The organism is Gillisia sp. Hel1_33_143, from assembly GCF_900104765.1.
Lineage (GTDB): Bacteria > Bacteroidota > Bacteroidia > Flavobacteriales > Flavobacteriaceae > Gillisia.
On sequence record NZ_LT629737.1, the window covers coordinates 2,745,636 to 2,771,225 of the forward strand.

Annotated in this window: 25 protein-coding genes; 13 read left to right on the top strand and 12 right to left on the bottom strand. The window is 32.2% G+C overall.

Annotated features, from left to right (window positions below; translation table 11 throughout):
- The first annotated feature begins 4 nt into the window (after window positions 1–4).
- Both BLT84_RS12795 and BLT84_RS12800 read left to right on the top strand, forming a co-directional pair.
- Window positions 5–523: a DUF4402 domain-containing protein gene (locus BLT84_RS12795; RefSeq protein ID WP_091266413.1), complete on the top strand. Its 519-nt coding sequence runs from the start codon at window positions 5–7 to the stop codon at window positions 521–523.
- Between the two features lie 18 nt (window positions 524–541).
- Complete coding sequence (locus BLT84_RS12800) at window positions 542–3,124, top strand: hypothetical protein (RefSeq protein ID WP_091266417.1); 2,583 nt, start codon at window positions 542–544, stop codon at window positions 3,122–3,124.
- Here the strand turns inward: BLT84_RS12800 and BLT84_RS12805 are convergent.
- Window positions 3,115–3,615: a GreA/GreB family elongation factor gene (locus BLT84_RS12805; RefSeq protein ID WP_091266420.1), complete on the bottom strand. Its 501-nt coding sequence runs from the start codon at window positions 3,613–3,615 to the stop codon at window positions 3,115–3,117. The genes BLT84_RS12800 and BLT84_RS12805 overlap by 10 nt on opposite strands.
- Before the next feature lie 285 nt (window positions 3,616–3,900).
- Here BLT84_RS12805 and BLT84_RS12810 point away from each other — a divergent pair, with 285 nt between their 5' ends.
- Together BLT84_RS12810 and BLT84_RS12815 are read left to right on the top strand one after the other, a co-directional pair.
- Window positions 3,901–4,539: an HD domain-containing protein gene (locus BLT84_RS12810; RefSeq protein WP_034892944.1), complete on the top strand. Its 639-nt coding sequence runs from the start codon at window positions 3,901–3,903 to the stop codon at window positions 4,537–4,539.
- Between the two features lie 88 nt (window positions 4,540–4,627).
- Complete coding sequence (locus BLT84_RS12815) at window positions 4,628–5,863, top strand: glycosyltransferase (protein ID WP_091266423.1); 1,236 nt, start codon at window positions 4,628–4,630, stop codon at window positions 5,861–5,863.
- Between the two features lie 62 nt (window positions 5,864–5,925).
- Here the strand turns inward: BLT84_RS12815 and BLT84_RS12820 are convergent, their stop codons facing one another.
- Complete coding sequence (locus tag BLT84_RS12820; protein ID WP_091268220.1) at window positions 5,926–7,263, bottom strand: aspartate kinase; 1,338 nt, start codon at window positions 7,261–7,263, stop codon at window positions 5,926–5,928.
- A 99-nt stretch (window positions 7,264–7,362) separates the two neighbouring features.
- Between BLT84_RS12820 and BLT84_RS12825 the strand changes: the two genes are divergently transcribed.
- Both BLT84_RS12825 and BLT84_RS16340 read left to right on the top strand, forming a co-directional pair.
- A complete protein-coding gene (locus BLT84_RS12825) occupies window positions 7,363–8,010 on the top strand; it encodes a hypothetical protein (RefSeq protein WP_034892950.1) in 648 nt (215 codons plus the stop codon).
- 321 nt (window positions 8,011–8,331) lie between these two features.
- Window positions 8,332–8,463, top strand: coding sequence for a hypothetical protein (locus tag BLT84_RS16340; protein WP_034892953.1), 132 nt, complete (start codon window positions 8,332–8,334; stop codon window positions 8,461–8,463).
- A gap of 13 nt (window positions 8,464–8,476) precedes the next feature.
- Here BLT84_RS16340 and BLT84_RS12830 read toward each other — a convergent pair whose 3' ends face one another.
- The 3 genes from BLT84_RS12830 to BLT84_RS12840 are packed head-to-tail and all read right to left on the bottom strand — an operon-like array spanning window position 8,477 to window position 10,849.
- On the bottom strand, window positions 8,477–9,550 hold the full coding sequence (locus BLT84_RS12830) for a transporter substrate-binding domain-containing protein (protein ID WP_091268221.1): 1,074 nt from the start codon (window positions 9,548–9,550) through the stop codon (window positions 8,477–8,479).
- 44 nt (window positions 9,551–9,594) lie between these two features.
- Window positions 9,595–10,326, bottom strand: coding sequence for a phosphatase PAP2 family protein (locus BLT84_RS12835; protein ID WP_091266427.1), 732 nt, complete (start codon window positions 10,324–10,326; stop codon window positions 9,595–9,597).
- Between the two features lie 40 nt (window positions 10,327–10,366).
- Entirely contained in the window at window positions 10,367–10,849 is a 483-nt protein-coding gene (locus BLT84_RS12840; RefSeq protein WP_231929329.1) for a 3D domain-containing protein, read from the bottom strand.
- 248 nt (window positions 10,850–11,097) lie between these two features.
- On the opposite strand from BLT84_RS12840, the gene BLT84_RS12845 reads away from it, so the two are divergent.
- Window positions 11,098–11,526, top strand: coding sequence for a peptidylprolyl isomerase (locus BLT84_RS12845; RefSeq protein WP_034892962.1), 429 nt, complete (start codon window positions 11,098–11,100; stop codon window positions 11,524–11,526).
- 50 nt (window positions 11,527–11,576) lie between these two features.
- On the opposite strand, the gene BLT84_RS12850 is transcribed toward BLT84_RS12845, so the two are convergent.
- The 5 genes from BLT84_RS12850 to BLT84_RS12870 form a co-directional block, all read right to left on the bottom strand.
- Complete coding sequence (locus tag BLT84_RS12850; RefSeq protein WP_091266430.1) at window positions 11,577–12,260, bottom strand: N-formylglutamate amidohydrolase; 684 nt, start codon at window positions 12,258–12,260, stop codon at window positions 11,577–11,579.
- Window positions 12,257–13,477 carry a glutamate-cysteine ligase family protein gene (locus BLT84_RS12855; protein WP_091266432.1) on the bottom strand — a complete coding sequence of 407 codons (1,221 nt, stop codon included), beginning with the start codon at window positions 13,475–13,477 and terminating at the stop codon, window positions 12,257–12,259. Before BLT84_RS12855 ends, BLT84_RS12850 begins: the two co-directional genes overlap by 4 nt.
- A 1-nt stretch (window position 13,478) precedes the next feature.
- Window positions 13,479–14,930, bottom strand: a complete 1,452-nt coding sequence (locus BLT84_RS12860) for a RimK family protein (protein ID WP_034892972.1) — start codon at window positions 14,928–14,930, stop codon at window positions 13,479–13,481.
- Between the two features lie 137 nt (window positions 14,931–15,067).
- On the bottom strand, window positions 15,068–16,099 hold the full coding sequence (locus tag BLT84_RS12865; protein ID WP_091266434.1) for a transporter: 1,032 nt from the start codon (window positions 16,097–16,099) through the stop codon (window positions 15,068–15,070).
- A gap of 71 nt (window positions 16,100–16,170) precedes the next feature.
- Entirely contained in the window at window positions 16,171–16,551 is a 381-nt protein-coding gene (locus BLT84_RS12870; protein ID WP_091266435.1) for a hypothetical protein, read from the bottom strand.
- A gap of 152 nt (window positions 16,552–16,703) precedes the next feature.
- Here BLT84_RS12870 and BLT84_RS12875 point away from each other — a divergent pair, with 152 nt between their 5' ends.
- Window positions 16,704–17,993: a dipeptidase gene (locus BLT84_RS12875; protein WP_091268225.1), complete on the top strand. Its 1,290-nt coding sequence runs from the start codon at window positions 16,704–16,706 to the stop codon at window positions 17,991–17,993.
- A 76-nt stretch (window positions 17,994–18,069) separates the two neighbouring features.
- Here the strand turns inward: BLT84_RS12875 and BLT84_RS12880 are convergent, their stop codons facing one another.
- Window positions 18,070–18,918, bottom strand: a complete 849-nt coding sequence (locus BLT84_RS12880; RefSeq protein ID WP_091268227.1) for an SdiA-regulated domain-containing protein — start codon at window positions 18,916–18,918, stop codon at window positions 18,070–18,072.
- Between the two features lie 733 nt (window positions 18,919–19,651).
- Between BLT84_RS12880 and BLT84_RS16345 the strand changes: the two genes are divergently transcribed.
- Both BLT84_RS16345 and BLT84_RS12885 read left to right on the top strand, forming a co-directional pair.
- Window positions 19,652–19,786 carry a hypothetical protein gene (locus tag BLT84_RS16345; protein ID WP_262489659.1) on the top strand — a complete coding sequence of 45 codons (135 nt, stop codon included), beginning with the start codon at window positions 19,652–19,654 and terminating at the stop codon, window positions 19,784–19,786.
- A gap of 177 nt (window positions 19,787–19,963) precedes the next feature.
- Window positions 19,964–22,261, top strand: coding sequence for a penicillin-binding protein 1A (locus tag BLT84_RS12885; protein ID WP_091266437.1), 2,298 nt, complete (start codon window positions 19,964–19,966; stop codon window positions 22,259–22,261).
- Between the two features lie 8 nt (window positions 22,262–22,269).
- Here the strand turns inward: BLT84_RS12885 and BLT84_RS12890 are convergent, their stop codons facing one another.
- Window positions 22,270–22,629, bottom strand: a complete 360-nt coding sequence (locus BLT84_RS12890; RefSeq protein ID WP_091266439.1) for a hypothetical protein — start codon at window positions 22,627–22,629, stop codon at window positions 22,270–22,272.
- A 240-nt stretch (window positions 22,630–22,869) separates the two neighbouring features.
- On the opposite strand from BLT84_RS12890, the gene BLT84_RS12895 reads away from it, so the two are divergent.
- The 3 genes from BLT84_RS12895 to BLT84_RS12905 all read left to right on the top strand — a co-directional run bounded on the left by BLT84_RS12895 (window position 22,870) and on the right by BLT84_RS12905 (window position 25,583).
- A complete protein-coding gene (locus tag BLT84_RS12895) occupies window positions 22,870–23,703 on the top strand; it encodes a DUF1853 family protein (RefSeq protein ID WP_091266441.1) in 834 nt (277 codons plus the stop codon).
- Between the two features lie 106 nt (window positions 23,704–23,809).
- Window positions 23,810–24,697 (top strand): cation diffusion facilitator family transporter, encoded by an 888-nt coding sequence (locus BLT84_RS12900; protein WP_091266443.1) that lies wholly within the window; start codon window positions 23,810–23,812, stop codon window positions 24,695–24,697.
- 145 nt (window positions 24,698–24,842) lie between these two features.
- Window positions 24,843–25,583: an NYN domain-containing protein gene (locus BLT84_RS12905; RefSeq protein WP_034892992.1), complete on the top strand. Its 741-nt coding sequence runs from the start codon at window positions 24,843–24,845 to the stop codon at window positions 25,581–25,583.
- Window positions 25,584–25,590: the final 7 nt, after the last annotated feature.

Below are 25,590 nucleotides of genomic sequence, written 5' to 3' on the forward strand. Positions count from 1 at the left end.
AATTATGCAAAATAGTAGCTTTTATAAGAAGATATTCTGTTCGATATTGTGCATAATTTCCTTTATAGAAATTAATGCCCAAGAGCAACCTCCTATTCCAGTGCAAGTTGAAGTTAGAACGTCTAGAAATTTGAACTTTGGAACATTCACCGTTGGAAATTCTGGTGGGAATGTTAGTGTAAGCTATGATGATCAAAGAACAGTAGATGGAGACATATTCGAACTTAATTTTGGTCAGCCAGTATCTGCAGCATTATTTGACATTTATGCGAATCCCGGAACCATTATTCAAATAGAAGATATGGGAGTATACAAATTAAAAAATGAAGATACGGGAATATTGATAGATCTAGAAATTAATAGTTTTAGTACTGGCCAAAGAACTTTTATTACTCAAGCCCCGAATGCACAAATACCTAATGAAGTTTTTGTAGGAGGAACGCTAAGAATTCCTGCAGATAACTCCTCCAATCTTCCAGGCAGATATAACGGAACCTTTACCCTTAATTTTATTCATCAATAGAAAGTACGCCCTAATTTAATGCTTAAATCATACTGTTATTTTTTAACTGGATTTCGCTTAAATCTATTTTTAGTAGTAATACTTAGCATTCTATTAAATTCTACTTCCTACGCTCAGGAGGATATTCCTGATTATGATGAATTGGGCGTAGAAATGAATATTCCAGATTTAGGAGTGTATGAGATTTTAATTGCCATCAAAGGTCAGGATGCATATATTCCAATTTCAGATCTATTTGATCTATTAAAAATAAAGAATGAAGAAACTACCAAGGGTGTAGAAGGTTTTATAATACATCCAGATTCTACTTACATTATAAACCCTAAAGCAAACTTAATTGAGTATAAAAATAAAACTTTTGAATTAAAGCCTGTAGATTTTATTCAGTCCCAATCTACACTTTATCTAAGATCTAATCTGTATGGTGAGATCTTTGGCTTAAATACCAATTTCTCCTTTAGGAGTCTTTCCATTAAACTTGATACAGAAAAGGATCTTCCTGTTATAAAGGCAATGCGATTATTAAAGTTACGAGATAATCTAGACAGGGTACAAGGAATTACGGTACCAGATACCATCATTAGTAGAAATTATCCGTTTTTTAAAGCCGGTTCTCTAGATTGGGGTTTAGTGAATACCCAGCAAAGTGCTTACAGGAGTGATACCAGGCTTTCTCTTGGTCTGGGTACTATGTTACTAGGAGGAGAAACCAATCTTTTACTTAACTACTCCACTCAGGTTCCTTTTAATACTCGAAACCAATTCTACCAATGGCGATTTGTAAATAATGACAGTAAATTTTTTAAACAAATTACCGCTGGCCGAATCTTCACTCAGGCTACATCCTCTCTATTTGCGCCAGTTAGTGGTGTGCAGATAACTAATAGTCCTTTTCAAAATAGAAGATCTTTTGGTACTTATATTTTAAGCGACTATACAGATGCAAGGTGGACCGTAGAACTTTATGTGAATAATGTTCTTGTAAGTTTCACAAAAGCAGACGATTCTGGCTTTTATACATTTGATGTGCCTCTTATGTATGGAAATACTGCAGTTCGCTTAAAATTCTACGGTCCGTATGGTGAAGAGCGAATTGAAGAAAGATTGATCAATATTCCATATAATTTTGTTCCTAAGAATGAATTAGAATATACCTTAAGTGCCGGAATCGTTGAGAACGAAACTTTAAATAGATTTTCTCGTTTAAACTTTAATTACGGATTAGGTAACTCCATGACCATTGGAGGAGGTGCAGAATACTATAGTGGAATTATAAGTGCAGAGGTAATGCCATTTATTAATACTTCTATTAGACTTGCTTCCAACCTACTATTTACTGGAGAATATATGTATGGTGTTAAAGGAGAAGCCTTTTTAAGTTACCGCACTCCCAAAAATCTTCAGATCGATTTTAATTACATTAAGTATGATGAAAACCAAACCGCTATCAATTTTAATTATTTAGAAGAAAGAAAGATCAGTTTTTCAGCACCTATTCGATCTAAGAATATCTCTTTATTCAGTAGATTTAGTATAAATCAGATCATCATGCCCACTACAGAATTTACAACCGCACAGCTATTACTATCTGGAGTTATTATGGGTGTAAGTACTAATTTAACCACATATGGTATCTATAACGATAGAACTAAAGAACCAACTATTTATTCTGCACTTTCTCAAAGTTACAGACTGCCTTATAATTTTTTATTCTCTCCTCGAATTCAATATGACTTTAGTAGAAGTCAGTTTAATAACATAAATCTAGAAATTGAACGAAGTGTTTTTAACAAAGGTTTTATCAATTTAGCCTATGAAAACAATCTTCTTAGAAATGCCCATATATTTGAAGTTGGTATAAGATATGCCTTCGATTTTGCACAAACTTCTGCTACGGCAAGACTAAGTAATCTTAATACCTCCTTTGTTCAATCTGCACGTGGTAGTTTAATGTTAGATGATAATGCTGGATATGTACTTGCTAATAATCGCTCTGCAATGTCTAAAGCAGCACTTACTCTTATTCCATTTTTAGATTACAACGGAAATGGTTTAAAGGATGCAATGGAACCAGGTGTTAGAGGAGTTCAATTAAAAAATAATACAGGTAGAACTACTTTTAATAAGGATGAAACCGTGATAAGAATTACCGAGCTTCAACCCTATATTAATATAATTTTAGAGGTAGACCCTAACAGTCTTGATAATATTGCCTGGAAAGTAAAGCATGAAAAGATCGCAATTCAAACTTTGCCTAATCAATTTCAACAAATTGAAGTACCAATAGATGTTCTTGGGGAAGTAGCGGGAATGGTATATTTTAAAGAAAACAAAAGTATTAAAGGTCTGGGAAGAATCTTAGTGAACATACTTAATAGTAAGGGTGAAATTGTAGCTGAAGTTTTATCAGAAGGTGATGGTTATTTTACTTATTTAGGGCTTAAACCAGGAACATATACCGCTCAAATAAATAAAGATCAGTTAAACACGTTGAACTATTCTGTTAAAGCTGAAAATGCAAACTTTGAAATTGAAGTTTCTGAATATGGAGATATTAAAGATGATCTTGAATTTACGCTACAAAGTCGAAATCAGGAATAGGAAATATCTAAGATTTCAATTTGTTGATTTTTGCCACCTATAAAAACTATGGTACTATCTCCTACTTTTTTCCCTGTAAGGCCTCTACTTATTGGAGCTACGAATGCTATTTTGTTTTGTTTTATATCCGCTTCATCCACACCAACAAGTTGAAATTTTTGTGCGGGTTTACCTTCTAATTTAAAAGTTACTGTGGCTCCAAAACGCACTTCATCTTGCGCCTGCTCTTCTAATTGTAAAATCCTAGATGAAACAATTCTCTCGTTCAATAAATTTAAAGACCCAGTTAGAATAGCTCTTTGGTGGCGCTTTTCTTTTTCATCTTCAATATCAAGGTGAGATAATTTATTTTCAATAGAATCTCGCTCGTTTAATAATTTTTGATAACCATTTGGGGTTACATAATTAATTTCTCCCGCAGGTAATGCGGCTCTTGGAGGAATAAATGGTGCTTCTTCCTGATCATCTTCTTTTACAAATCCTCTACTCATAAATTTCTAATTCTTAAATTAGGATAAATTTTAAATTACCCAAAAATTATATGGCAAACGTTGCTATTAAGAATACTTTATAAAATTATTTATAGTTGAATTATCTAATTCTGGAATTTTAGCCATTTCTAATACGCTAGAGCATAATAAAAGGTTAAAAAAAATAATTCGACAAAGGATTAATTGAAATCTTGTAAATTAGGAACAAGAAAAACATGGTTAAGATAGTGATATAAAATCCACATTTTTCGCGAATTAATTTATTAGCTTCAAACTAAATACCCCATGGCATTAAATTTTCTTAAAGGTTTTAATAAGACAAATATTGTCTCTCAAACCTATGACCATTGTATTGAAATTTTAGAAAATAGCCGTTGTAAACATTTGCCATTTCATAGTGTTCAACACACAAAGGAGGTTTACAAATATGTAAAGACAATAGGTAACTATGAGGAAGTATTTGGTTCAGAATTAGAGCCAATTCTTATAGCTGCGTTATTTCATGATACCGGAATGGCAGAAACCTATTTAGATCATGAGGATAAAAGCGTGGAATATGCTTTGGATTATCTTCAAAAACATGACTATCCAGAGGCTAAATTGAAGATAGTAATCAATTGTATTCTTGCTACCAAGATTCCTCAAAATCCTAAAACACAAGCGGAAAAGATTATTTGTGATGCAGATCTATATCATTTAGGAATAGAAAGTTATATTTTTAGAAATGAGCGTTTAAGAGCAGAATGGGAACAATTCTTTGATAGGTCTTATACAGATGAAGAATGGTTTGCTTTAAATTTAGACTTTTTAGAGAAGCAGAAATATCACACTTGGTTTGGAAAAACAGTTTTGATGAATAGAAAAAATCTTAACTGTGAAATGCTTAAAGAACGTCACAAGAAATACAAATTTGAATCTCAATAGTAAAGCCTTCTATTTTTTATCTTTTCATTTATTTGACATGTATAACTAGATTCCTCAAATTTCAGGTATTTTTGAAAAAATTAAATACATGAAAACTCTTTTGGTGATTGGTTATGTTTGGCCAGAACCTAACTCCTCTGCGGCAGGAAGCAGAATGATGCAATTATTGCAATTCTTTCTTTCCCAAAATTATAAGATCACTTTTGCTACTACTGCTGCAGAAACGGTACATATGGCAGATCTTGGGGAACTAGGCATCGAAAGTGTTACAATAGCTCTTAATAACGCTAGCTTTGATAGCTTTATTAAAAAATTGAATCCCAATATAGTTCTCTTTGATAGATTTATGATGGAAGAACAATTTGGATGGCGAGTTAGTAATGAGTGTCCAAATGCTTTAAAGATATTAGATACCGAAGATCTTCACTTCTTACGAAATCTAAGGGAACTTGAATTTAAAAATCAACTTTCTATAACCACTTTTCTTTCAGACCTTGCTAAAAGAGAATTAGCTAGTATTTATAGGTGTGACCTATCATTAATAATTTCAGAAAAAGAGTTGCAACTCCTTGTTGAAGATTACAATATTCCCGCATCCCTCCTATTTTATTTACCTTTTTTGCTAGAACCATCTAATGCGGTTGATCTACCAGAATATGAAGAAAGAAAACACTTTGTAAGTATTGGTAATTTTAGACATCAACCAAATTTTAATGCTGTTCTATATTTAAAGGAAGAGATATGGCCATTGATCATGAAAAAACTTCCAAAAGCTGAAATGCATATCTATGGTTCTTATCCTTCCCAGAAGGTTACACAACTTCAAAATATAAAAGATAGGTTCTATATTAAAGGATGGGCCCAAGATTCACGTAAGGTGGTTTCTAATGCTAAAGTTAGTCTAGCAGCATTAAGATTTGGAGCCGGATTAAAAGGTAAACTAGTAGAAACAATGCAATGTGGAACACCATCTATAACCACAAGTGTGGGGGCCGAGGGAATTAACGATACCTTGCCTTGGAATGGTTTTATAAAGAATTCTCCAAAAGCTTTTGCAGATACTGCCATAACCTTATATACAGAAAAAGATATTTGGTATGATGCGCAACAAAAAGGTTTTGAAATCCTGAACATTAGATTTTCTAAAACTGAACATACGTTACGATTTGCAGATAGATTGAAATATGGTATTGAACATCTAGAAGCTGAAAGACATAATAATATATTCGGGCAGATCTTAGATCATCATTTACTAAAGAGTACCTATTACTTATCTAAATATATAGAAACAAAAAATAAGTTAGAGTCTACACAAAATAAATGATCACCCAAATGAGGGTGATCATTACAAACAACAAATAAACAAACATCTTAAGCAAATCGATCTTAAAATAGTACTGGTTCGTTTCTATTTTCAAATAATTTTATATGTAGTTCCTGTAGTGTTCTAATCTTATTTTGAGTAGATACTAGCAATGAGACATTATTAATACTTCCTCCGTAAGAGATCATTCGCACCGGTATATCTTTCAGAATTTCAAAAAGATTGGCGGTGTTTTTCTCATCTATTAAACCTTCTCCTACAATACAAATAATACTATGATCTGTTTCTACGGTTATCTCACCATAACTTTCAAGATCATTTAGAATTGCATCTAGATTTATGGTATCATCTATAGTTAAACTAATTGCTATTTCAGAAGTAGTAATCATATCTATAGCGGTTTCGTGAAGATCAAAAACTTCAAAGATCTTTCTTAAAAATCCATGTGCCATCAACATTCTATTAGATTTAATTTTAATGGCGGTAATGCCATCCTTGGCAGAAATTGCTTTTAATCCGTGAGAAGTGACTTCTGATGAGATTCTTGTTCCATCTTCCTCCGGAGTAAAAGTATTTTTTAAATATATTGGAATATTTTTTTCAATAACAGGAGAAACTGTTTGTGGGTGTAAGATCTTAGCACCAAAGTATGCAAGTTCTGCAGCTTCTTCAAAACTGAGCTCTTTTATAGCATGAGTGTTCTCCACATATCTGGGATCGTTATTATGGAAACCATTAATATCTGTCCATATTTGAATTTCGGTAGCATTTATGGCTGCCCCTAAAATTGTAGCAGAAAAGTCGCTTCCTCCTCTTTTTAAAGTACTTATCTTATTGAATTTATCTATTCTAACAAAACCTTGAGTAATATACAAGGCATCTGAAGATGTATTTTTAAGTAATGGTTTTAAAAGCCTACCAACCTTTTCTGTATCAGGGAATTCTAAGTTTGCAACAACCATGAATTTTTTGGCATCTAATAAAGTATTTTGGAAATCAATAAATTCTAAATACTTAGAAAATATCATTGTTAAAATGGTTTCTCCAAAAGTGAGAATTTTAGCTTCTGCAATTTCAGAATAATCCCTTTTCAAAATTTCTTCTAAAATAGTAAAATGGGTATTTAAATCTGTTTTAGTGTTTTCATTCTTTTCTGAAGAACTAATAAGTTCATCCAGCAAATTCTCATGCTTTACTTTTAACTCGTTAATTATAATATGGATCTGATCTGAATTCCCATCTTTGAAAAATAAACATAATTCTACAAGTTTGTTAGTAACTCCGCTCATAGCAGAGAGCACTACAATCTTCTCTCCTTCAATAGAACTAATAATACTACTAACATTCTTGATACTGGTAGCAGATCCAACAGAAGTTCCTCCAAATTTTAATATTTTCATCTTCATTTAATTATAATGCATAGGTACTCAAATCTTAAATTTCAGTAAAAAATCAAATAGAATTTATATACATTTGCACAAAATGTATATTATTTAACAATGAATACCATTACCTCTTGCGTTCATAATATGTTAAGGCATCAGCCATTCTTAGATGACGCTATTTCCAAAGACCTTATAAACTATAGTTCTCTAGCAGCTTATTTGCAACCAGAAATAGAAAAAGAACTCAGAAAAACTGTTAAGCAAGGTTCTATAATTATGGCGTTGAGACGTTATGCGCCTCAGCGAAATTTAAGTAAGCAAAACAATCTTCGTGAAATGGGAGATATTGTAGTTAGGTCTGGTATAACAGAATATACCTACCTCAACTCTAATACAATTCTGGCTAGCCAAGCAGAGTTATTAAATATTGTAAAGGATCAAATAGGTATTTACTTTAACTATTCCAGCAATTATAGGGAAAGCAATATATTGGTTTCAGGAGAATTGAATGAAACCGTTCAGAATTGTTTTAAAAATGAAAATCTAGTCACTGTAAAAAGTGAATTATCAAGTATTACTATAGAATTACCAAAAAATAGTGCGAAGTCTGTAGGTTTATATTTCTATATTTTTAAATTACTAGCATACGAAGGTATCCCTGTTTTTGAAATGATCTCTACATCTAATTATTTTGCTTTGTTCTTAGAAAAGGAATATGTGAACAATGCCTTTTTACTTCTAAATGAAATTAAGATCTCATAAAAAAATTACCATAGATCTACCGAGATCCCTAGTAAATAGGTTAGACTAAATGCGATGATTAGTAACATGACAATAATGGTCTGTTTCAATCCTGATGGTTTCTCTAAGTGCGTTTCCATAAAATATCAGCTTTAGGTTAAATCAATTTATATGAATTAGAATTGGAAAATTCCAACCTATTAAATTTAATGATTTTCTAATGTCAAAATTAAAAGCATCAATAAATTAACACAGATTTGAGAATTAATATTTTCCTAAAATTGAGTTAGGAAATCTTGAAAGAAACTACTTTTATTTCACTAACCAAAAGATGAATATCAAATGAAAACTTTATTGAGAGCATTACTTGCAGGCTGGGGTGCTAAAAAATTTGGCGGAGGCTGTGGATGTGTAGGAATAATTGTTGTTTTTATCCTATTGTGGATAGTTTTAGGTTATCTGGGTTTGAAATAATTGATTTTAGAATTTAATTATATTCACTAACCAACTTATTCCACTTAACAGTTTTAAGGGTACTTATCAATAAGGGATCTATAATCTTTACCAACTTAGATCCCTTAGGGAAAGTATAACTGTAATAATCTTTCTTTAAGTTTTTTTCAAGTATTTCTAACTTATCACCTAGGTTTCTTTTGGAAATTTCATAAGTCAAAATTGGCTTATCATATACAAACACATTTGCTTTTTTGTATATCAATGCATCTATACCTTCTTTTTGATTAAAAACAACGTCATTCTGGATACCATAAAGCTCTAATAATTCCTGAGCACTAGAACTACCAACGGTAATTACATTAAATCTATCCAGATCATTTACTTCTGTGATCTCATTATTCATATTTTTCACGGTAAGTGAAGAAGCAATTCCTGCAGTTAAGCTCGAGATCATTATTATAGCTAGAAACATCCATATAAGTCCGATAATTCTTCCCCCTAAAGTTCTTGGCGATTTATCTCCATAACCAACAGTTGTCATAGTTACAGCACTCCACCAAAACCCCTCCATAATACCTTTAGTGCCATTACCAAATTCTTCTGCGTTATGTTTTCTTTCAAATAACCAGACTAAAAATCCGAAGAAAAAAATCACTCCCAGTAAGATTAAAATTGCTGAAATAAAATTCCAGCTTATTAAATTTTTCAGATAGTTCCAGACCTCAGATTCTTTATGCTTTACAATTCCTGTATGAGAGATAAAATAGGGTTGTGAAAATTCTAACTTTTTCATCCTATTATCTGTAACTGTGATAGGATTTATGCTTAGATCTACCTCATTGCTTTCTACAGCTAAGAGCAAATCGCTTAAAGAGGAGTAATATTTATATCTGAAGTTAGCGTCTAGTTCTTTATTCACTAATTCCCAAGATGAAATGCTCAATCCGGAAAATTGATCTCCCGTTTTAATAATAAAAGGTGGAGCTTCGGTTAACCCTATAGTTAAAACCTTTGCTTCATTGCTACTATCAGTTTGCGCGAAAATGGTAGCTAAATTAAATAGTAATATTAATATAATAAGAGAAGATCTAAAACTTCTTGGCATAATAGAATTATTGATTATCATATGAATTGCTTCAAATTCAAAGATTATTTGACTTGCTCTTTTCGTCTAAAAAGATCTACGATATTAAAAACAGTGATACAGAAAACTACCCATATAAAACCGGCTATATAACCACCTGCAATATCTGAAGGGTAATGAACTCCTAAATATATTCTACTAATACCTATTGCCACAATAAGAAAACCAAAGAGAAATATTAGGCTATACTTAAGCCAGTTACTTTTGATAAGTACAAAGCTTAGATAGATCATAAATCCATAAAAAGCAATAGCGCTCATGGCATGCCCACTAGGATAGCTAAGGGTTTGTACAGAAACGAGATGTAATGCATCTGGGCGAGCTCTATTAATTACTTGTTTAAGTGCGGAATTTGAAAGAGCGGCCATACCCAATACAATAAGCATTTGTATAACGTAGCGCCAATTCTTAAATTTTAAATAGAAGAAAAGTGTAAATACAGCAGCTAAGATTAGGTAGCCATAGATATCTCCCACATTAGTGATAAACTGCATAAATTTATTTAGGCTTGGAGTTCTATATGAAATAACATAATTAGTAATAGCGCTGTCATAACCAATTATTACTTTACTGGTAAGCTCATCTGTTAATTCTATAAAAATGTTTATTCCTACTACAACTACAATCAGCAAAAAGAAGATTAGCAGAAAGTAAGGCCATTTACTATTCTTCTGATTAAATTTCTTATAAATGAACTCTTGAGAGTTCATGATAAACTCATAAATATATTGTCTCATAAAACGAAATCTCTATTTCTTAATATTAAAAACCGCAAGCTTACTCATTAATTGAATCTTTAACTACTAAATAATGAATTAGCACTCTCTTCCTTCCCCAAATTCTGGCGGAATCTACGTTCTCACCCATATAAATATCTATCTTATTTCTCCATCTATGGTGCATTTTATCCTTAACAAAGTAGATCCCTTGCAAACCATCAATTCTTACCGGTGTATTATATGTCAATCCCTTTTTTATTAGATCTCTAGATACTGCAATAGATCTTTTACCTGGTTTTAAAGTATCTCCAAAAGCTGTAATCAAAGGGTTTCCTACATTAGTAGTTTGATTTGGTAAGGAGTTATATGCACTAGCAGAAACAGAGACTTCCTTCCAATTCATGGCATCATGAATTACAGGATCCTTTTTCTTGCAACTTAGGCATAAGACACAAACTACTCCAAGTAAAATAGCTTTATCAACCTGAAAAAATAACCGATATAGAGCTTTCATAGTAGTATTGACGATTTTACCTGACATATTTTCCGACTCTTATTTATATCTATTTCAAGATCAAATTATAAATGCAAAGTACGAAATTCCTTTGTCTAAAGGGGCTAACCGCTTTTTTATCTACTTAACTGCTTATATTGCAAAGATAAGAAGCGACAATTATTCAAAATTAAACTTTGGCTTGGTTTTAGCACCTTCTATAATAACTAAGTAAAAATTAAGATGTGACTTGCAAAATAATTTGCAGGAGCTATTTTTAAAATTGAAAATATATTATGAGTCAAGTAAAAGCGAACGACACGGTAAAAGTACATTACACAGGAAAACTTGCAGATGGGCAGGTATTTGATAGTTCTGAAGGAAAAGAGCCTATTGAATTTACCCTTGGACAAGGACAATTGATTCCTGGTTTCGAAAAAGGCCTTATCGATATGAAAGTGAACGAGAAGAAAACTGTTACTATTCCGAAAGAAGAAGCTTATGGTGAGCCTCGTGAAGAATTGATCCAAGAAGTTCAAAAAGATCAATTACCAGAAGAGATTAAGCCAGAAGTTGGAATGGGATTAGTTTCTAAAACTCCAGACGGTAGAGAAATGAACTTACTTGTTGCTGAGGTAAAAGATGATACTATTGTCGTAGATGGTAATCACCCATTAGCAGGTAAAGATCTTGTTTTTGATCTTGAAGTTGTAGAGATCAAATAATTTAAGAATATTAGATTATAGAATAACCCTGAGCTTTCGCTCGGGGTTATTTATTTTAAGACATTTTGAATAGCGTTGAATATACTCTTAGCTATATAAGGATCTATCTTATTTTTACTACTGTATTTCTGATTTACTTCGATTTCAATTCCGATATAATTATCAGGAAACTTTGTTCTTAAATGTGTAGTAAAACCATCTGCTGTTCCTAAATATGGATAATTGAATTTTACCCTCAAATTAGGACTTGTAGCAATTAATTCGGTTTTAAGATGCTCGCAAATTTTCTTTTCAATATAAATTGATGGATCATATAATAAACCCAGATCAGCATTTCTAACTTCACCATTAAAGATAGGGGTGAAAGTATGAATTGACAGATGTAGCAAAGATTCTCCCCTACCTATTAATTCTGCTATATGATTTTCTACTACATTCCTATACGGTAAATAGAAATTCTTAATAATATCTTCTTTTTCTAAATTACTTAGACTTTGGGTGAATTCTGAAAATAGGTCAGGCTTTTCTATAGATCTATTAAGTTCTATTAACAATCTGCTAGTTGTACTAGCTATTGAAAAATCTGAAAGTTTTTGAAAGTATTCAAAAAGATCTAAGGCTCCAAGGTCATAACCTCTATGACTATTTAAGACTTCTTCTGCTTTGCCAAATAAATCCACAAATTGCTCCGGAATCTCATTACCTCCGTGCTCGCAGGTTAAGATAAGTTTCAAGGGATGAAAAGTTCATTATTTTGTAAGCAATCTCCAAGTTCAGAATAAATTTCTTTTAAGTGATCTTCGGAAAAATCTTCATTCACAGCTTTTAAAATTCTACTAGATAAACTTCCATTTTTAAGTATAATTTCTATGGTAGCTTGATGTTTCGCTGAAATTTGATCTTTAACTCTTTCATAGATCTTCTTCCAAATATAGCCAGCATTGGAGGTTTCTTTAATATCGAAAATATCTAAATATTTAATATTATCAATTACCCCCTCTTCTGCATTTTTTACTGAAATATTAAAGATAGTTAACAGGTCTTCTTCATGCCATGATTTTTGATCTTTTAAAGTGATCCATTCTTCAGATACTAAAAGTTTTAAAGCTTCCACAATTAAAACAGCTATCGCAATGTCTGCCTTAGGGCATTCTTGAAGGTCTATAACTCTAATTTCTATCGCATTCCTATCAAATCTTGCTATTGCTCCTCTAGAATTTAAGAAGTGATGATCTAGAATGTTTTCAGTATCAAAAGGTTTAATTGCCTTATTAATAGGCTCAAAAATCGTCTTAAAATAATCCTCTCTATTAAAAACTGCTTCCGGAATTAATCTTCCTGTCATCTCTGGGATCTCTTTTTGATTTGTTTTATAAACTTCCATTCGCATATCTCGAATACCTGAATATTGGCCCTCAAAAATTGGCGAACTAGCACTTAAAGCAGGAATTATTGGCATCAAGATCCTAATGGCAGCATGTAATTTTTCAAATTCACTATTATCATAGAAAGGTAAATTTATATGCATGCTCTGTACATTGCTCCAGCCATGACCAGTACAATTAAATATTCTATTATATAGAGAATAGATATCACTGTAGTTATGCTGCCAAAGTTTCATCTCCTCTTTTGGCTGCATTAAGGGGTGAGAAGCTGTAGGCCAAAGCACTGCATTCATGGGTTTTAAAAGCGTATTTATCTCTCCAATATTTTCAGCAAAATAAGTGTCTAAATTCTCAAGATCACTAGTAGGACCATTCGTCTTCAACTCAATAACGTGAGCTACCAATTCATTGCTCCATTCTATAGCACCGTTATCAATATCAGAAGTTAGACTTCCATTTTTGGCGGTGAGTAATTCATCTACTATAGGAGTAATTTTTAAGCTATCGCTATTAACGAGCATATATTCCAATTCAATCCCAAAAACTTCAAATAAGTGATAGCTCATATTATTTCTTTTCTATTCTGTTCTTTAATGCGGTAATAATATCAACATACACCTTATCCCCATAAAACCTATCTTCCACACCAAAATCTATGTTTGGATTATCATTGATCTCTATCACCAGCGGCTTTCCGTCTACTTCTTTTACATCTATACCATAAAGCCCCTTCCCCATTAATTTAGCCGACTTAAGCGCTGCCGATAAAATTTTCTTCGGAACTTCTTCTATTGGTAAACAATCTGCATTACCATCTTGATCATCTTTCTTTTCTGCATCCCAGTTATAGATCTGCCAATGTCCTTTAGCCATATAATATCTACAAGCAAAAATTGGCTGGTCATCGAGAATTCCAACCCTCCAGTCATATTCAGAAAATGTAAATTCCTGAGCAATAATGAGATCAGATTTTTTTAACATTGCTCCTACTAGTTCTTCAAACTCTTCAATAGTTTCAGCTTTTTTTACACCAAAGGAAAAAGTAGAGTCTGGAGATTTTAAAACGCAGGGTAGACCTATGTAAGGAATAACCTGGTCTATATTATTCTTGTGAACAATAAGAGTCTTAGGAGTTGGAATATTGGCATTGGTTAAAGCCTCTGCCATATAAACCTTATTACAGCATTTTAAAATAGCATCTGGATAATCTACAATAGCAATTCCTTCTTGCTGAGCTTTTCGCGCAAAAGCATAGGCTTCATTGTTAACCTCTGTACTTTGGCGTATTAATAATGCATCAAATGAGGAAAGTCTGGAAAGATCTTTAGGTAAAATTACTTCGACATAAAAATTCATCTTTTCAGCAATTTCTACAAATTTCTTAATAGCTTTTTGATTGCTAGGTGGGGCAGGATCATTTGGCTGAACCAGAATAGCTAGGTCATAATCTGTGCTATGTGTTTTAGGAGTATCATATCGCTTCTTCGCAAAATATTCTTTTGCAAAAAACTTCATGCTTTCTTTATGATCTTCCGGTATTTCTGATTCTGAAATTGCCTTTACGCTTTTTATATTCCATTTGGTGGTATAATTGAATTTTACCAGTAAGAAGGGAATCTGAAAATGCCTATGAAACATGGCACTAAGCTCTTTGTATTTTTGTGCTACATTTTGACCAAAATAGATACTTAGCGTAAATTCTTTAGACTTTAAGTTCTTCAAACTTGTTTGAATAAGATCATCAAAATCGTCTGAAACTATCTTTACTAATTTTGGCTCTCTTAAATCTACAATGTTCTTTACTGTAGGTATCGCCATATGCCCTCTAGCTTCCGCTAAAAGAGAAACATAATAACCTTTAGATTGATACGAATAATCTTTGGACAGATTGAAAACCCTGGCATTCTTTAATCTTGAAAATTCGGGATTTGTTAAGTAATCTTGGGCGGAGATGATCTTTATATTCTCTACAGAAATATCCCAATTTTCAGGTTGATTAACAACTATATATTTATTCATTAGCCTTGCTAAATTTTATCAAATGTAAATGATAATTATGTACCATTTTAAAGATTTTAATTCTCTTAACTTAGATTTATAATATAAAAAAAGGCCTGCACACAGCAGACCTTTCTTCTATCTATTTTGAGAGCTATTTAATGAAAAGAGTATTGTAATCCTAAGGTAATGGTTTCCTCTTTTTCTAGCTGAATTCCATTCACATCCTGATATACAGGAAATGCGTATTCCAATCCAAATCTCAAATTCTTAAAGCTACCCGTTGGAATATAAGTATTGATTCCAACTCCGGTAGTTATAGTTTTAGCGCCTGAATTCTTGGTATTTGCTGCCGGAATCATCATTGGATTTAAACTACTATTATTTCCAGAAATTTCATCGGTTATACTTCCTTCAACTCTTGCACTCATGCTCAGCCATGATGCAGCTTTGTAAGCCATCCAAGAATTCAATGTATAATTATTACCAAATCTATAATCTCTATCATTTTCTCCAAATCTTAGAGTACTTTTAAGTTGTGTTCCAAAAGATAGATAATCAGATTGAGCTAAGTAATTAATAGCGATCAATCCATCTAAGGTACCGCTTCCTAATTGCATTGGATAAGGTAAAATTACCTGCATTTTATTAGACATAGCAGTAACATCTTTTTCTTCTATGCTACCTGTTGGAATAGAAACTCCAAGTTGCGCATGAACTTGCTGGCGATTCTTATTTAAGAGTTGGTACAATCCGGAAATTTTAAGATCACTAAAGCCAGAAGAATTTTTGGTAAAATTCATCCCCATTTTAGTGTAAGCATCCATTTCCTTATCAAGAACGCTAGTCATCACCATAAGTGTCAATTTATCGGTTGGAGCATACATCACTCCCAGCATATGCATTTGCATAGTCATCTTTTTAGGAGCCACCATATAGCTATTAAAAACTTCAGAGCTTTTGATATTATCTTGCCCATGTTGAAGTCCTTCCATATTCATATTCATAAATTTATAACCAAACATCCACTCTCCTTTATGGTGTGTATGATCTCCCATTACAGAAATTGGAGCATGCCCGTCTGGTCTTGCAGATGTCCATTTTTGAGAATTGGTAGATGGATCTTCTTGCGCTATAGCAATATTTGTAGCTATTACTAGAATAGCTAATACTTTTAATATATTCTTCATTTTAAGGTATACGTGTTGTGAGCTCGATGCTATTTCGAACTCTATTAATTTTAATTTAAGATGATTAGAAATTAAAATGAAGCGTTGGGCGGATGCTCAAAAGCATTAATCACAGTATACTTGTGGAGATTTAGATCACCCCAATTATCAAGTTTAAAAAAGAGCGCTGTTGCTTCTAAATTAGGATAAGAAACATTTTCAAAAAATGCAGGAATAAAGGTTTTACTTAGAGCTATTCCTTTATTATCTTTTGAAGTAGGATTGTCTAATTTATTTAATTGAGAATTCAGAAAACACTTCCCATCACAATGCATTTCTGGTTTGGCTTTATTCACACAATACTTCTCTATTACATAATCTATATTAAGCTCGTAATAGGCAACATTTGTTACTTCATAAACAGGCCTAAAAAGGAAAGATGATAATAATAGTATAGCGTAAAAAAGTTTCAACAATCAAATATTAGGGATTACCAAGATATTCTATAAATAGGATATGAATGTAACACTAGTAACATTTAGCGCTAATTTTAGCTCATAAAACTTATAAGTGAAATCGCATTTAAATGCTTAAATTAACACTTTATAAACCAATTCAATTACATATGAAATTAACGTTAACAGGACTAGTAACTATTTTAATTGTTCAGGTATCATTTTCACAAAAATTAACCGAATCTGAAATAAATGAAAAGGCTTCCATAATTCATAAAAAAGTAATTACCATAGATACGCACAACGATATCAATATTAAAAATTTTACCGAAGAAAAGAATTATACGCAAGATTTGGATACTCAAGTGAATCTTCCAAAAATGATAAATGGAGGATTAGATGTTTCATGGTTAATTGTTTACACCGGTCAAGGTGATCTTACTACTGAAGGTTATAAGGAAGCATACGAAAATGCAATTTCAAAATTTGAAGCCATCCATAAACTTACTGAAAAACTAGCTCCAAATGAAATGGGGTTGGCTACTAATTCCGAAGAAGTACGAAGTCTATTAAAACAAGGTAAAAAAGTAGCAATGATAGGGGTAGAAAATGCCTACCCAATTGGAGAAGATCTAGCCAATATTGAGAAATTCTATAATCTAGGCGCAAGATATATGTCATTATCCCATAATGGCCATAGTCAATTGTCTGATTCTAATACGGGAGAAGAAGATAATGTTTGGTTACACAACGGGCTAAGTGAAGAAGGTAAAAAAGCGGTGCTTGAAATGAATAGATTAGGAATGATGTTAGATGTTTCTCATCCTTCAAAAGAGGCTATCAAACAAATGTTCGAGCTTTCTAAAGCACCTTTAATCGCTTCTCACTCTTCTGCCCGAGCTTTATGTGACCATAGCAGAAATTTAGATGATGAGCTGTTAATGTTGTTTAAAAAGCATGGAGGAGTTGTACAAACCGTAGCTTTTAGTTCTTACGTAAATACCGAAAAACATAATGCCTATAACGATGCTAAAATGGAACTATTAAAAAAGCACGCAAAGCAAAATAGTTTTACTGTTTTAGAGAGAGATAGCGTCCGTAAATTAGACCACAAAACACAAGAACAATATTATGAAGCTTATCAAAAATCGGAAAACAAAGTTAAGCCAGAATTAGAACAACTTAAAAAAACGGTACCTCCAGTAAATGTCGCAGATTATGTAGACCATATAGATTATTTGGTAAGTAAAATAGGATTTGACCATGTAGGTATTAGTTCAGATTTTGATGGTGGTGGTGGAATTGAGGGTTGGAATGATGCTTCAGAATCTTTAAATGTTACTAAAGAATTAGTTCGTAGAGGTTATACTGAAGATCAGATAGCAAAACTTTGGGGAGAGAATCTTTTAAGAGTTTTAGATGAAGTTGAAGCTGTTGCTCAAAAACTTCAAAAAGTTTAGTAGACGTTATTTTATTTTGAATCAATAAAAAAAGCCTGAAGTAATTCAGGCTTCTTTTTTAAAATCGACTAACTTTTTATTTTAAAGTTAATTTTATAATATTTCCAGGACCACCATGACCTTCGTTAGAAATGAAGATCTCTCCTTTAGAATTAAAGGTAACACCTTCAGGCTGCGCAAATTGCTTCTCTTTTAAAACATATAATTTTTCTGGAGTACCATTGGTTGAAGTAATTAAAAGTTTTGGGTTAGAACCTTCTGTAACATAAACCTTTCCATCTTTCGGATTAATTGCCAAATCTGAAGGTCTCATTAGTTTATTAGATCTTTTCTCTTTTAACTTGTCGAATACGTTACTATTAAAAGGAATTGTAAAGACAGGATCTTTTTTAAGCGTATTCGTGTTTAAATCGAAAGCGTAAACAGGTTTAAAATCATCTGATGCCTTGTCTTTAATAGCTAATAAAAGCTGATCATTTTTTTTATCATAGCACAATCCTTCAAAATTATATTCTGATTTTAGAGACGTTTCAATTTTAACTGTTTCTTTGGGATCGCTATCAAGATCTTCGATTTTAAATAAAACTCCATCGCTTCTCAAAACATAACAGGTAGTTCCAACCATAGTAATACCTTCATAATCTCCGGAATCTCCAAAATCTATTTTTTTCTCAACTTTTGACGTCTTCAAATTATAGATAAACACTACTCCTTTTTCATCTTGAACACATGCCACTCTATTATCATCTATAAATGAGATTCCGCTAATTTCTTCTAATTCATCTGGCATATCCCATTGTTCAATAATGGTCATAACTTGGGAACCAGGCATGTTTCGCTCTGGAGCGTTACCCCTAAAAGCAACGTATATACCTCCCACTACCATAAAAACTCCTGCTATAATTAAAAGAACTGTTCTTTGCATTTTCATACTGATTTTGATTAGAGCTTTCAAAATGCTGTTCTATTTCTGAAAACTACTTTCTACACTGCAATTTAAAAACAATGAGTATATGAATAGAATTTTGTGTGTCAATATTATGATAAGACTTTAATAAAATTAGTTAAGGATATAATCTTCTAAAACAAATAAAACTGATGTCAATTGTTAATTAAATGTTAATATAGTACTATTTTATACATAGTACTGTAACATTATAAGTTTCTGATAGTCTATTAGATATAACCATTAAACTTTTAAATCATGATAACTTTATCTAACATCATCGAAAACTACAATTCACAAAAAGTAGGAGTTCTAAGTCATCGTAAAGGATATTTAAACTCAAGCTCATCTGTTCGGGATAATTGGAATAACAGAAGACGATTTGACTACTAATATTTCAACAAAAGAATTCAAATTTGAAGGCATTATTCAACAATATTGAAAACTTTAGCATGATTGACCTAGAAATAGCTTCAAGAAAGATGCTTTTCAACACTGCATCATCAACCAGAAGTTGTTGGAATGGCAGAAGACGTTTTAACCATTAGATAATAATATAATAAATTTTCAATTATGAAAATATTAGAGGGCACCCTAAACGGAGAAAAGAAGAGTATTAGAAAGATCTTTCTAAACTTAAGAGACACTAAACGTGTAAATACTTTTAATAGTAGATGCTACGGTTTTTAAAAATAACTAAAATTAAAATATCATGACAGCATTAGAAAACATCGCAAGCAATCAAAATGTTATTAAAGAGGGTGATCTAACACACCACAAACATTTTTTAAACAGTACGGGATCTACCAGAGATAGTTGGTATAGCAGAAGAAGATTCGGATATTAATCCTTAAACTTCATCAATATGATCAAAAAATTAAAAATCTAGTCGGTTCTCAAGTTTGAAAACCGACTATTATTTTTTATTCTTTCTTATGATATCTTACTAAAAATCTTAAAATTACGTAAAAACCACATTTAGATTTTTTAAGTATTCGTTTATTTGTTCTGCTTAACAATAACTATGCTAGAAAGAATTAAAAATTCTCCCAAATTAAAATGGGTGATCCGAATCATATTGGCGCTTGCAGCCATTTTTGTATTATTTTTTGCTGCTATTTATTTTGGATTATTTGGTGAAATTCCTTCCACCAAAGATCTGAGTGAGCTTAAACAAAATGAAGCTACTCAAGTTCTTTCTGCAGATGGTAACCTAATTGGTAAATACTACATCTTCGATAGGCAGCCCATATCTTATGAGCAAATACCTCAAAATCTTACCAATGCCTTATTAGCAACAGAAGATATTAGATTTTTTGAACATGACGGTATTGATAATCGCAGTTTAATGCGTGTTTTTGTCAAGTCTATATTACTGCAAGATAGATCTTCGGGAGGTGGAAGTACCCTTACATTACAATTAGCAAAGAATCTATATGGTAGAAAAGATTATGGCTATTTAGGAATAGTAATTAATAAACTTCAAGAATCTATAATTGCTTCTCGCTTAGAGGATGTATATGATAAAAAGGAAATCCTAACGCTTTATTTAAATACCGTTCCTTTTAGTGATAACACATTTGGTATAGAAAGCGCTTCCATGAAATTCTTTAACAAACATACCAAAGATCTTAAATTGGAAGAATCTTCTGTTCTGGTAGGAATGCTAAAAGCTTCTCATTATTACAACCCTAGGCTTTTCCCTGAAAGGAGTAAGCTTAGACGTGATGTTGTTCTTGTTCAAATGAAGAAATATAAATTTATTTCTGAAGAGCAAATGGAGAAGGCTAAGACTTCTCCCCTAGAACTCGACTATCAATATTATGGGCATGATCAAGGTATAGCTCCATATTTTAGAGAGCAACTTAGAAAAGATCTTACAAAGATCCTAGATACTTTAAAGAATAATAGAGAAGAGCCTTATAATATTTATAGAGATGGCTTAATTGTTCGAACCACGCTAGACTCCAAAATGCAACAATTGGCAGAGCAGGCTGTAAATAAGCATATGGCAGAACTTCAAACTGCTCATGAAAAATCTTATGGAACTAAAGGTCCATGGATTACTAATAATGCTATTTTATTAGATGCTTTAAAGCGTACAGCGCAATACAAAAAATTGCAAGAGAAAGGACATTCAGATAAAGAGATCTTATCTATTTTAGATAAGAATCCTCATGAAATTGAAGTCTTTAATTACGGTAAAAATAAAGTCATAAAAGGAACTGTTTTAGACAGTATTAGATATTATCAAAAGTTCTTAAACGCAGGTTTTATGGCTGTAACTCCAAAAACCGGTGCTGTTATGGCATGGGTAGGTGGAGTAGATTTTGAACATTTTAAATATGATCATGTTGCACAAAGTAAACGCCAGGTAGGTTCTACCTTTAAACCTATAGTATATACTGCTGCCTTAGAGAGTGGAATTGAACCCTGCTCCTATTTTTCTATAAATGAAGTTACATACCCAGGTGGATGGACTCCAAAAAACTCCGGATCTTATGGTGATGATCCTTTTATGAATTACAATATGAAAACTGCATTGAGTAATTCTATTAATACCATAGCTGTTAAAGTTCTTATGGAAACTGGAATTAGCAATGTCATCAACCAAGCTCATAAAATGGGTATAGAATCTGATCTTCCTAAAGTTCCATCAATAGCACTAGGTACAGCAGAAATCAGCTTAAAAGAAATGACAAAAGTCTATACAAGTTTTGTAAATGATGCGAAGCCAAGTACCCCTTATTATATCACAAGTATTGAAGATGGACAAGGAAACGTTTTGGTAGAATTTAAACCAGAAGTACAAAAGTCTCCAGCATATTCTGAGCAAAATCGAGAGATCATGATAGAAATGATGAAGGCTACAGTAAATGAAGGAACTGCAACACGATTAAGATCTACATACGGACTTAAAAATGACATTTCTGGTAAAACAGGGACCACGCAGTCTAACAAAGATGGTTGGTTTGTAGGTATAACTCCAAAAATGGTTGCCATTACCTGGGTAGGAACAGATGACCCTAGAATAGGATTTAGAAATACCAGAATTGGTCAAGGAGCAAATTCTGCGTTACCTGTATTTGCGCTCTTTATGCAAGCTTTAAATAAAGATTCAGATTTTGATGGTATTACAAAAGCTAGATTTGGAAGCCCATCGTCTCAGGTAACAGCCATGATGGATTGCGAATCTTCCAGCAGAGACAATTTTTTCAGTAGGATTTTCAATAACCCAGATAAGTCTAAAGTTAAAAAGGATAATAAAAAAGAAAAGAAAGGCTTCTTCAAAAAACTATTCGGTAAAAAGAAGAAAGATTAACATGTAGTTTAATTAAAGCTTTCTGCCCAATTTTTAGCTTCTTCTATACAACTAAAAAAAGCAAAAGCATGGTCATACTTATCTTGTTCCAATAATGCTCTTTCTTTTACCTTAGGATTAGTGGAAACTACTGCAAAAGATTTTACCTTTTTCAATATTTTAGAAGAGTAAGCATCTAGGTCTAATATATATTCATTTACTCTATTAGAGATAATTGTAAAATTTTTTCCATCGTAATGATCCATTATAGATTTTAGCGTAATTTGAGCTATCTCTCTATCTACGATAGCACCGGTAATTCCTTCAACAATAACATACTTATCGAAGAATTCTAATTTAAAATGCTGCGTAGTTTTAATATTGGTCATAATTTATCTGAATAGTTGATCAAATTTATACGAATAATTCTAAACAATTGTTTGATTGTTTAAAACGTTAAAAATATAATCTAAATTGTTAAACTTTAAGTTCTACTTATTGTTAATTCTTTGAGTAATTCTTATTTAGCTTTGCTATCTACTGTTTTCAAAGGTGATTCAACAAGTTCCATGCAAGACATTTACCATGCCAAGTCTAAAAACAAATATTAACGATAGCCTAAACATATTATGCAGAACTCCTTATACTATCAATTTATAGGTTTCCTTCAAACTCCTTCTCTTTGGAAAAATGAAGAGATATTTAATTTGGAACAGTTTAACACTCCGCAAATTAAGCTATCACCATCTCATGATTTTAAGAGCGTTTTTCCGGAATTAGACACCCAATATGTAATGGGAAAAAGAATGGAAATCTTTTTTAAAGAATTTATCTCTCTTTCTCCTACTTATAAAACATTAGCGAGCAACCTTCAAATATTTAGGAAAAAAGTAACACTTGGGGAAATAGATTTTATACTTCAAGATCTGCCCTCGCTTCAAATTATCCATTTAGAACTGGTTTATAAATTTTACATCTACGACCCATCAATACTTAATGAAATAGACAGGTGGATAGGTCCAAATAGAAAAGATACCTTACAACAGAAAATAAATAAATTAAAATCAAAACAGTTTCCATTAGTAGAAGCCGATGAAACGCGCTCAGCATTAGAGAGTTATCAAATTGATACTTCCAAATTAGATCAGAAAGTTTGTTTTAAAGCCAAGCTATTTGTTCCAAAAGAGATGTTAGAGAATGGATTTCCATTTATAAATAATGAATGTATTGAAGGCTATTACTTAAAATCAAAAGAATTTGAAACAAAAGAGTATAGTGCAAACCTCTACTTTATTCCGTCAAAACGTAATTGGCCCGTTCATCCAAAACACAATGATCAATGGTATTCCTATTCAGAAATTCAGGAAGAACTATCAAGTTCACTCGAAAAGAATAAGTCTCCACTAATTTGGAGAAAAATAAGTGAGGATACATGGGAAAGTTTTTTCTTAGTCTGGTGGTAAGAAAAATCTATAATTGGCTTTGCTATTTTATTTAAAATAGTTGTGATAAACTGTATCTGTTTTGTTGTTACCAATTAACTTTGCGTCTCAAAATTATCGTCTGCAAATGAACTCCAATACCCAAGAAGCTATTAAAACATCTTATTTAAGTATTGCCGGTAATTTGGCCCTAGCAATAATTAAAGGTGTTGCCGGAATATTTGGAAATTCATATGCTTTAATTGCAGACGCTATAGAATCTACCACAGATGTATTCTCTTCACTATTAGTCTTACTAGGTTTAAAATACTCAAGTAGACCCCCAGATGAAAATCATCCTTACGGACATGGAAAAGCAGAACCTCTTATAACTTTTATGGTGGTAATGTTCTTGATAATTTCTGCAGCCATCATCATTTATGAGAGCATACAACATATTAAAACTCCGCATAAGGTTCCAGAGCCTTTTACTTTGCTGGTCTTGGCAGGAATTATAATAACAAAAGAGATTTTCTACAGATTTGTATCAAAGAAGAGCGAGCTCACCAATAGTACCTCGCTTAAAGCGGATGCTTGGCACCATAGAAGTGATGCAATTACCTCGTTAATGGCATTTATTGGTATTACCATAGCGTTAGTAATGGGAAAAGGATATGAGACCGCAGATGATTGGGCCGCCATATTTGCTGCCGGTTTTATTCTTTATAACGCTTACCTAATACTTAGACCTGCTCTGGGAGAGGTGATGGATGAACATATGTATGATGAAATGATCGTGGATATTAGAAAAGTTGCAGAAGAGGTACCGGGTGTTGTAGAAACCGAAAAATGCTTTGTGAGAAAAACAGGAATGATCTATCACGTAGACCTTCATATTGCAGTAGCAGCCGAAATTACTGTTAAAGAAGGGCATGATATTGCTCATGAAGTTAAAAACGATCTTTTACAGGAATTACCAGAAATTGCAGATGTACTTATACATGTGGAGCCAGATGATGAATTAGAAGAGAGATAATTTGATTTTAAACTTTTTAGATAGACTAGGAAATTTAACTTCTGATAGTAATTCTAAGTAAAATTTTTCGCAAATTTATTGCTTACTGAATTTACAAATGCAATAGTCTTAATCGGCTAAAGATTAATTATATACTTAAATTAAAATGGAATCAAAACTAGCAGTTCTAATAGACGGTGACAACATACCCTCTGCTTATATAAAAGAAATGATGGAAGAGATCGCTAAATATGGAAATCCAACTATTAAACGTATTTATGGCGACTGGACTAAGCCTCATTTAGGGAAATGGAAAAATGTGCTTTTAGAAAATGCTATCAATCCAATACAGCAGTATGGGTATACACAAGGTAAAAATGCAACAGATTCTGCAATGATCATCGATGCAATGGATATTTTATATTCAGATAAAGTAGATGGTTTTTGTTTAGTTTCTAGTGATAGTGATTTTACTAGACTTGCAACAAGATTAAGAGAGGCAGGAATGAATGTTATTGGGATAGGAGAGAAAAAAACTCCCGAACCCTTTATAGTAGCTTGCGATAAATTTATTTATATTGAGATCTTGAAATCTCAATCTAATAAAGATTCAGAATCTACAGATACTAAAGATAAAGCAGAGAAAAAGAACGAGGTAGATAAGATCACTCCTAATGTTATAAGATTGATTTCCAGTACTATTTCTGACCTTGCTGATGATGATGGATGGGCATTTTTAGGAGATGTGGGTGGATTATTACAAAAGAAACAACCCAACTTTGACTCAAGAAACTATGGCTTCCAAAAGTTAACTCCAATGATTAACTCTATCAATAAATTCGAGATCGAATCTAGAGAGAATCAAAAAGGGAGATTTAAGCTTATATACGTTAGAAACAAAATGTAAATTTTGA

Coding starts and splice junctions, on each gene's coding strand:
- BLT84_RS12795 (WP_091266413.1), top strand. CDS start 5: ATGCAAAATAGTAGCTTTTATAAGAAGATATTCTGTTCGATATTGTGC.
- BLT84_RS12800 (WP_091266417.1), top strand. CDS start 542: ATGCTTAAATCATACTGTTATTTTTTAACTGGATTTCGCTTAAATCTA.
- BLT84_RS12805 (WP_091266420.1), bottom strand. CDS start 3,615: ATGAGTAGAGGATTTGTAAAAGAAGATGATCAGGAAGAAGCACCATTT.
- BLT84_RS12810 (WP_034892944.1), top strand. CDS start 3,901: ATGGCATTAAATTTTCTTAAAGGTTTTAATAAGACAAATATTGTCTCT.
- BLT84_RS12815 (WP_091266423.1), top strand. CDS start 4,628: ATGAAAACTCTTTTGGTGATTGGTTATGTTTGGCCAGAACCTAACTCC.
- BLT84_RS12820 (WP_091268220.1), bottom strand. CDS start 7,263: ATGAAAATATTAAAATTTGGAGGAACTTCTGTTGGATCTGCTACCAGT.
- BLT84_RS12825 (WP_034892950.1), top strand. CDS start 7,363: ATGAATACCATTACCTCTTGCGTTCATAATATGTTAAGGCATCAGCCA.
- BLT84_RS16340 (WP_034892953.1), top strand. CDS start 8,332: ATGAAAACTTTATTGAGAGCATTACTTGCAGGCTGGGGTGCTAAAAAA.
- BLT84_RS12830 (WP_091268221.1), bottom strand. CDS start 9,550: ATGCCAAGAAGTTTTAGATCTTCTCTTATTATATTAATATTACTATTT.
- BLT84_RS12835 (WP_091266427.1), bottom strand. CDS start 10,326: ATGAGACAATATATTTATGAGTTTATCATGAACTCTCAAGAGTTCATT.
- BLT84_RS12840 (WP_231929329.1), bottom strand. CDS start 10,849: ATGTCAGGTAAAATCGTCAATACTACTATGAAAGCTCTATATCGGTTA.
- BLT84_RS12845 (WP_034892962.1), top strand. CDS start 11,098: ATGAGTCAAGTAAAAGCGAACGACACGGTAAAAGTACATTACACAGGA.
- BLT84_RS12855 (WP_091266432.1), bottom strand. CDS start 13,477: ATGAGCTATCACTTATTTGAAGTTTTTGGGATTGAATTGGAATATATG.
- BLT84_RS12860 (WP_034892972.1), bottom strand. CDS start 14,930: ATGAATAAATATATAGTTGTTAATCAACCTGAAAATTGGGATATTTCT.
- BLT84_RS12865 (WP_091266434.1), bottom strand. CDS start 16,099: ATGAAGAATATATTAAAAGTATTAGCTATTCTAGTAATAGCTACAAAT.
- BLT84_RS12875 (WP_091268225.1), top strand. CDS start 16,704: ATGAAATTAACGTTAACAGGACTAGTAACTATTTTAATTGTTCAGGTA.
- BLT84_RS12880 (WP_091268227.1), bottom strand. CDS start 18,918: ATGCAAAGAACAGTTCTTTTAATTATAGCAGGAGTTTTTATGGTAGTG.
- BLT84_RS16345 (WP_262489659.1), top strand. CDS start 19,652: ATGACAGCATTAGAAAACATCGCAAGCAATCAAAATGTTATTAAAGAG.
- BLT84_RS12885 (WP_091266437.1), top strand. CDS start 19,964: ATGCTAGAAAGAATTAAAAATTCTCCCAAATTAAAATGGGTGATCCGA.
- BLT84_RS12890 (WP_091266439.1), bottom strand. CDS start 22,629: ATGACCAATATTAAAACTACGCAGCATTTTAAATTAGAATTCTTCGAT.
- BLT84_RS12895 (WP_091266441.1), top strand. CDS start 22,870: ATGCAGAACTCCTTATACTATCAATTTATAGGTTTCCTTCAAACTCCT.
- BLT84_RS12900 (WP_091266443.1), top strand. CDS start 23,810: ATGAACTCCAATACCCAAGAAGCTATTAAAACATCTTATTTAAGTATT.
- BLT84_RS12905 (WP_034892992.1), top strand. CDS start 24,843: ATGGAATCAAAACTAGCAGTTCTAATAGACGGTGACAACATACCCTCT.